This is a genomic window from Hyphomonas sp., from assembly GCF_040882205.1.
In the GTDB taxonomy this organism is placed as follows: domain Bacteria; phylum Pseudomonadota; class Alphaproteobacteria; order Caulobacterales; family Hyphomonadaceae; genus Hyphomonas.
In genome coordinates this window covers 1-6,020 of the sequence record NZ_JBBEBT010000100.1, presented here as the reverse complement: position 1 = coordinate 6,020, position 6,020 = coordinate 1, and the positions used below count along the sequence as shown (strand labels likewise).

Genomic DNA, 6,020 nt, shown 5'->3' with positions numbered 1-6,020 from the left:
AGGCCTGCCAACAAGCGCAGCAGTGTGGATTTGCCCGCGCCGGAGCCGCCGAGCAGCGCGGTGATCTCTCCCGGGCCCAGCGAGAGGGAGACATTTCCGACGACCGCCCGGGCGCCGTAGCGGCGGGTTACGCCACTTGCTTCGAGCGTCCGGTTCATGCGGCGCCTCCGGGGCGGGCGCGCGAGATCTGCCAGGAGAGCAGAATAACCGGCAGGAGGCCCGCGAGCGTGATCAGCAGGGCAGGCAGGGCCGCTGCGGCGAGGCGTTCATCGCTGGCATAAGCATGCGCGCGCACCGAGAGGGTGTCCCAATTGAAGGGGCGCAGCATCAATGTGGCCGGGAGCTCCTTCAGCGCCTCGACGAACAGCACGAGTGCGCCCGCCGCAGCGCCCGACATGGCGACTGGAATGTCCACTTCAAAGGTGCGCCGCAGAGGGGAGGCGCCGAGGCTCTGCGCAGCATGGCCGATGGAGGCAGGCGTGCGGGCGAGGGCAGCGGCCATCGGTTCTGTTCCTGCCGCGGTGAAACGCACGGCGTAAACCCAGGCGAGCGCGGCGAGGGCCAGGGCGCCCGAAAGCGTGACGGGCAGCGCGCTGATGACAGCGAGGGCGCCAAGCGCCAGGACGGCCCCGGGAATCGCATAGCCTGAAGAAGCCGCGATCCGGGCAAAGGTCGCCAATGGTCCCTTCGCCCGTATGGTAAGTGCAATGATCAGGGCAAGGACGAAAGCCAGCGCGGCGCCCGTACCTGCCAGCAGCAGCGAATTGACGAGCGCATCGGAGACCGGCGCGCTTCGGGTGCCGGTTTCCAGGCTAAGCCAGACGAGACGGCCGACTGGCAGGACAAAGGCCAGCGTGAAGAGCGATGTGCAAAGCGCCGCCGCGCCAAACGCTGCCGGGCCGCGTAACGTGACGCGCGAAATCCGGCGCCAGCGGATCGAACTCTGCTGCGTTCCGGCGCGCCCGCGGGCTTTTCGTTCGACAATGATGAAGGTGAGCACAATGGCCAGCAGCACCAAGGCCAGACGGGCCGCAGCGGCCGGTTCGCCAAAGCTTTTCCAGGCCCGCACGATGCCGAAGGTGAGCGTCGGAACACCGAGGAATTCAGCGGCACCGTAGTCCGCCGCCGCTTCCATGAGGGCGAGGGCAAGCCCGGCGGCGATCGCTGGCCGGGCGGCCGGCAGGGCGACAGACCAGAAGGTGCGCGCCGCGCCGGCGCCGAGGCTGCGCGCTGCTTCGAGGGTGCAGACCGATTGGGAGATGAAGGCCGCGCGGGCCGTAAGGTAGACATACGGATAGAGGGTGCAGGCGAGCACGAAGGATAGTCCGGGCAGGGAACTTATGTCCGGGAACCAGTAGTCGCGCGCCGACCAGCTGGTAGCTTCGCGCAGGGCAGACTGCAGCGGGCCCGCGACGCCGGCAAGGTCACTCCAGGCATAGGCGAGCACATAGCCCGGCGCAGCGAGTGGCAGCACCAGCATCCACTCGAACATGCCGCGCCCGGGGAAACGGAACATGGAGACGAGCCACGCGGCCGGAACGGCCATCAGCAGGCAGAGGATCGCCGTCAGCGACAGGACCGACACCGTGCCCGCAAGATAGCGCAGCAGCAGGGTTTCCCGGATGTGCGTCCAGGCTGCGCCGCCGCCATCGACCAGACCGGTGATCAGGACAACGGCCACCGGCAAGGCAATGACGAGCCCGGCGAACAGGGCCGGGAGCTGGCGGAATGCCGGGCCTGAAAAGGCAGGTGCCCTCAGTTCCATCCGGCCCGGTCGAAGATCGCCTGCGCTTCGCCCTGGTGAGCGCCGAGTTCGGACAGCGGGAAATCGCTCTGCTTGAAGCCCGGTAGCAGTTCGAGGCCTTCCGGATAGGCAACACCCGCGACGACCGGGAATTCCTTTGTCTCGGACGTCAGCATCCTCTGGCCCTCGGGTGAGGCGAGGAACTCGATGAACTGTAGCGCCAGTTCGGGCGATTTCGACGTGGAGGACACGGCCGCGCCGCTGATGTTCACGTGCGTGCCGGTGGTGTCCTGATCCGGGAACGAGATCGAGGTCTTGGCGGCGGCGAGGCGTTCTTCGGTCGTGCCGGTGGCGAGGCGCACCCAGTAATAGTGATTGACGATTGCGGCGGCGCACTGACCGGCGGCGACGGCCTGGATCTGCGCCGTGTCTCCGCCTTCCGGCGGGCGCGCGAAGTTGCCAGCAACGCCCCTGGCCCAGGCCTCTGCGGCCTCGCTGCCATTGCGGCTGATAAACTCGCTGAGGAGGGAGAGGTTGTAAACATTGGTGCTGGAGCGCACGCAAAGCTCACCCTTCAGGCGCTCGTCTGCAAGGTCGCCATACGTGTCGACCTCCTCGGTGGGCAGCATCTGCGGATCATAAACGACGATCCGCGCGCGTTTGGAGAGGCCGAACCAGTGGCCGTCCTTCTCGCGCAGCTGCGCCGGGATGGCGGCTTCAAGCTTGTCGGACTGAACGCCTTGCGTGAAGCCTTCGGTCTGGAAGCGGTAGAGCGCGCCAGCATCCGATACGATGATCACGTCGGCAGGGCTGTCAGCGCCTTCAGCCTTCATGGTTTCGAGCAGCTCCGGCGCGCCGGATTCGCGCACGTTCACCCTGATGCCGGAAAGTTCCTCGAACTTCGCATACATCGCCTTGTCGGAATCATAGTGGCGCGCGGAATAGATGTTGAGCGCCTGGCCGGAAGGCCGGGCTTCTTCGGTTGCCGGGGCGGCTGCGCCTTCTGCCGGGGAATGCGTTTCGGGCTGGCCGCAGGCGGCAAGGACGGCGACGGACAGGATCGCGAGCGAAAATCTGGGCATCTGTGGCTCCTGAGTATGCGGATGATCCCAACCACATATGAGAATGAATCGCAACCGGGGCATGACGCGACCTTTTGGACGCGATCAGGGTAAACCGGCCGTTTACCATAAACGGAACCTGACCTGTTTCTTGCACAATCCGCTCGCGCGTTGGACGAATGTCCCAACCTTGCAATGTTGCAGGTGCGAAATCGCTTCTATTACACATATTAGTCTGTTAATCCTTTGTTTACGGGTGAGGAAAGTGCGATGACGGAATTCATTCTGGATGTCGAACTGCACAGCGAAGACGAGAATGCGCGTCTGTCCGCTGCCATCGATTCATTCGTTTCCCTGCATGACAGCGATGTGCGCAGCGATGCGTTCGACCTGGACCTGATGGTGCGCACGGTTTTCGGGCCCGGCGGCGAGCGCCTGAAGCAGATCATTTTCCAGCAGCACGAACTGGCAGACGCGTTCAGCACGTTCTGGGTTGCCTTTCGCGGCCTCAACTGAATTGTCCGCCATCGGTTGAATGTGCGCCCGGGGCGTCCTAAACCCCGCCGGAAGGCGAATTCGGCATGACATTTGTCTCCTCCCGTCCCCGCATAGCGGTTCTCGGCGCTGGCATCATTGGGCTGTCGGCGGCGTATGAGTTGGCCATGCGCCGGGGCGCGCGGGTGACCCTCCATGACGTGCGGGCGCCCGGACGCGGGGCGAGCTGGGCGGCGGCCGGAATGCTGGCGCCGGCTTTCGAAGCCGCCGCCGAGCCGGGCGTGCATCCACAGCTGTTTGACCTTTGCCTCGCGAGCGCGGCGCTCTGGCCGGCATTTGCGCAAGACCTTTCGGCGCGTGCCGGTGAGCCGGTGGGCTTTGACCGGACGCCGTCCCTTGCGGCCGCGCTCGACGCCCGCGAAATGGCGCGCCTGTCGCAGATTGCCGGAACCCTCAGCTCGGCGGGAATTGATCACCTTGTACTGGGCGCGGACGCGATCTGCGAACTTGAGCCGGCGATCAGCCGGGCGGTGCTGGGCGGCCTCGAGTTGCCGACCGATTTGCGCGTGCATAATCGCCGGACTGTGTCGGCGCTGCTGACTGTGCTGCGCGCCAGCGCAAACGTGGACTTTGTGTCCGGTCCGGCGCTGTTGAAATCCGAAGCGGGGCGGGTCTCTCTTGACGGTCATGACGCAATGCTCGCAGCGGCGGGCTGGGAGACGTCCATCATCAAGGTGAAGGAACGCGGCGAACTCTACAGTCTCACGAACTGGGATGCGGCGCTGGACGATATCGACTGCCATGGCGGGCAGATGTTGTCGGTGGCCGCGACCGCAGGCGCGCCGCAGCGGGTCGTGCGCTCGGGTCATGTCTATCTGGTACCGCGCGGCGGACAGGTGGTGATCGGTGCGACGGTTGAGCCGGACCGCGTGATCGAGGTACCGGAGGCCGGGGTTATCGAAGCGCTGCGCCGCGAGGGTGTACGCCTGTGCCCCGGCCTCGCGAATGCGCCGGTCGCCGAGAGCTGGGCTGGGGTGCGCCCGGGAACGCCCGACCAGGCGCCCTTCATTGGGGAGACCGTGACGCCGGGCCTGTTTGTCGCCGCCGGTCATTACCGTAACGGCATCCTGCTCGCGCCGGTCACGGCGCAGATCATCGCCGATGCGCTGCTCGGCGCGCCGCAGGGTGAACTTGCCGCAACGTTCACGACCCGCCGGGCCTATGGCGCGACGGCCTGACGCTGGACGCGCCGCAGGGGCCGCCTTAAGTCTCGCCTGCAAGAGGAGTGCCCGTGTATGCATGTGATCCAGCCGATGACCGAAGACCAGCAGGCGATCCGCGATGCGGTTTCGAAAACTCTGGAGCCGTTCGACGACGCCTACTGGCTCAGGACGGACGAGACGGGCGATTGGCCGGAAGAATTCTGCGCAGCGATGGCCAAGGGCGGATGGATGGGCATCGCCTTTCCGGAGGAGTATGGCGGCGCCGGGCTCGGGCTGACCGAAGCATCAATAATGATGCAGACGGTCACCCGCACCGGCGCGGGCTTTTCCGGCGCCTCGGCAATCCACCTCAACATCTTCGGCCCTAAGCCGCTGGAGAAGTTCGGCAACCCGGAACTGAAGCGCGAGAACCTGCCGAAGATCATCTCCGGCGAGGAGAAGATGTGCTTTGCCGTGACCGAGCCGAACTCGGGTCTCGACACGTCCAGCCTCGAGACGAAGGCCGAACGTACCAACAAGGGCTATGTCATCAATGGCCGGAAGATCTGGACGACCGGTGCTCAGCGTGCGGACAAGATCCTGATCATCGCGCGCACCACGCCGAAGGACCAGTGTTCCAAGCCGCATCTTGGCCTGTCGCTGTTCTATACCGACCTTGACCGGGGCAAGATCGAGGCAAACCCGATCCCGAAAATGGGTCGCAAAGCGGTGGAGTGCAACACACTGTTCATTGATGGCCTGGAAGTGCCGAAGGAACACCTGATCGGCGAGGAAGGCGCGGGTTTTAAATACCTTCTGCAAGGCCTGAACCCGGAGCGTGTTCTGTTCGCGGTCGAGTCCGTCGGACTTGGCTTTGCGGCTCTGGAGCGCGCGGCGCGCTATGCGAAAGAGCGTGTCGTTTTTGGCCGTCCGATAGGCCAGAACCAGGGCATCCAGCATCCGCTTGCCCGTTCGTGGGCGGAGCTTTCGGCGGCCGAAATGCTCGCCTACAAGGCGGCCGCGCTCTACGATGCCGGTGAGGACTGCGGCGCCGAAGCCAACGCAGCGAAGTATCTCGGCACCGAAGCCGGCTTTACAGCCTGCGAGACGGCCGTGTTGACGCATGGGGGCATGGGATACGCGAAGGAATACCATGTCGAGCGGATGATGCGCGAAGCCATGCTGGCGCGGATTGCGCCGGTCAGCCGCGAAATGATCCTGAACTTTATCGCTGAACGCGTGCTGGGGCTGCCGAAGAGTTACTGATCCGGATGCGGCTCAGGCCTTGTCCGCGCCCTTCATCAGCTCGAAGAATTCTTCCTTGCTGTTGGTGCGCGGGTAGCTCGTCGCCGCAACCTGCACCTCTAGAAAGGCGCAGAGCGGCTCCCAACCGTCCTTGGCCTGATGAACGAGCAGGCGGCTCGCCGGTATTTCGGCTATTACAGCGGCTTCCTGCGCTCGGAAAGCCGCGATGACGCCTTCCTTGTCGCTACGCCCCCAAGGCTGCGGTCGATGACC

At 65.0% G+C, this 6,020-nt stretch carries 7 protein-coding genes; 3 read left to right on the top strand and 4 right to left on the bottom strand.

Going from position 1 to position 6,020, the window contains the following annotated elements; translation table 11 throughout:
- The 3 genes from WEA77_RS04170 to WEA77_RS04160 form a co-directional block, all read right to left on the bottom strand.
- Window positions 1–158, bottom strand: a 158-nt coding sequence (locus tag WEA77_RS04170; protein WP_368066608.1) for an ATP-binding cassette domain-containing protein, incomplete at its 3' end; no start/stop codon positions are given.
- A complete protein-coding gene (locus WEA77_RS04165) occupies window positions 155–1,765 on the bottom strand; it encodes an ABC transporter permease (protein ID WP_368066607.1) in 1,611 nt (536 codons plus the stop codon). The genes WEA77_RS04165 and WEA77_RS04170, both read right to left, overlap by 4 nt.
- Window positions 1,756–2,826 (bottom strand): extracellular solute-binding protein, encoded by a 1,071-nt coding sequence (locus WEA77_RS04160; protein WP_368066606.1) that lies wholly within the window; start codon window positions 2,824–2,826, stop codon window positions 1,756–1,758. The genes WEA77_RS04165 and WEA77_RS04160 overlap by 10 nt, the downstream gene beginning before the upstream one ends.
- A gap of 249 nt (window positions 2,827–3,075) precedes the next feature.
- Between WEA77_RS04160 and WEA77_RS04155 the strand changes: the two genes are divergently transcribed.
- The 3 genes from WEA77_RS04155 to WEA77_RS04145 all read left to right on the top strand — a co-directional run bounded on the left by WEA77_RS04155 (window position 3,076) and on the right by WEA77_RS04145 (window position 5,768).
- A complete protein-coding gene (locus tag WEA77_RS04155; RefSeq protein WP_368066605.1) occupies window positions 3,076–3,321 on the top strand; it encodes a hypothetical protein in 246 nt (81 codons plus the stop codon).
- A gap of 65 nt (window positions 3,322–3,386) precedes the next feature.
- A complete protein-coding gene (locus WEA77_RS04150; protein WP_368066603.1) occupies window positions 3,387–4,538 on the top strand; it encodes an FAD-dependent oxidoreductase in 1,152 nt (383 codons plus the stop codon).
- A 57-nt stretch (window positions 4,539–4,595) separates the two neighbouring features.
- The gene (locus WEA77_RS04145; RefSeq protein WP_368066602.1) at window positions 4,596–5,768 is read left to right on the top strand and encodes an acyl-CoA dehydrogenase family protein; all 1,173 of its coding nucleotides are present in this window, start codon (window positions 4,596–4,598) and stop codon (window positions 5,766–5,768) included.
- A gap of 12 nt (window positions 5,769–5,780) precedes the next feature.
- On the opposite strand, the gene WEA77_RS04140 is transcribed toward WEA77_RS04145, so the two are convergent.
- Window positions 5,781–6,020 (bottom strand): sulfotransferase (locus WEA77_RS04140; protein WP_368066601.1); only part of this gene is annotated, 240 nt, incomplete at its 5' end.

Excerpts from the sequence above, each read along its gene's own strand:
- WEA77_RS04165 (WP_368066607.1), bottom strand. The coding sequence starts at position 1,765 with ATGGAACTGAGGGCACCTGCCTTTTCAGGCCCGGCATTCCGCCAGCTC.
- WEA77_RS04160 (WP_368066606.1), bottom strand. The coding sequence starts at position 2,826 with ATGCCCAGATTTTCGCTCGCGATCCTGTCCGTCGCCGTCCTTGCCGCC.
- WEA77_RS04155 (WP_368066605.1), top strand. The coding sequence starts at position 3,076 with ATGACGGAATTCATTCTGGATGTCGAACTGCACAGCGAAGACGAGAAT.
- WEA77_RS04150 (WP_368066603.1), top strand. The coding sequence starts at position 3,387 with ATGACATTTGTCTCCTCCCGTCCCCGCATAGCGGTTCTCGGCGCTGGC.
- WEA77_RS04145 (WP_368066602.1), top strand. The coding sequence starts at position 4,596 with ATGCATGTGATCCAGCCGATGACCGAAGACCAGCAGGCGATCCGCGAT.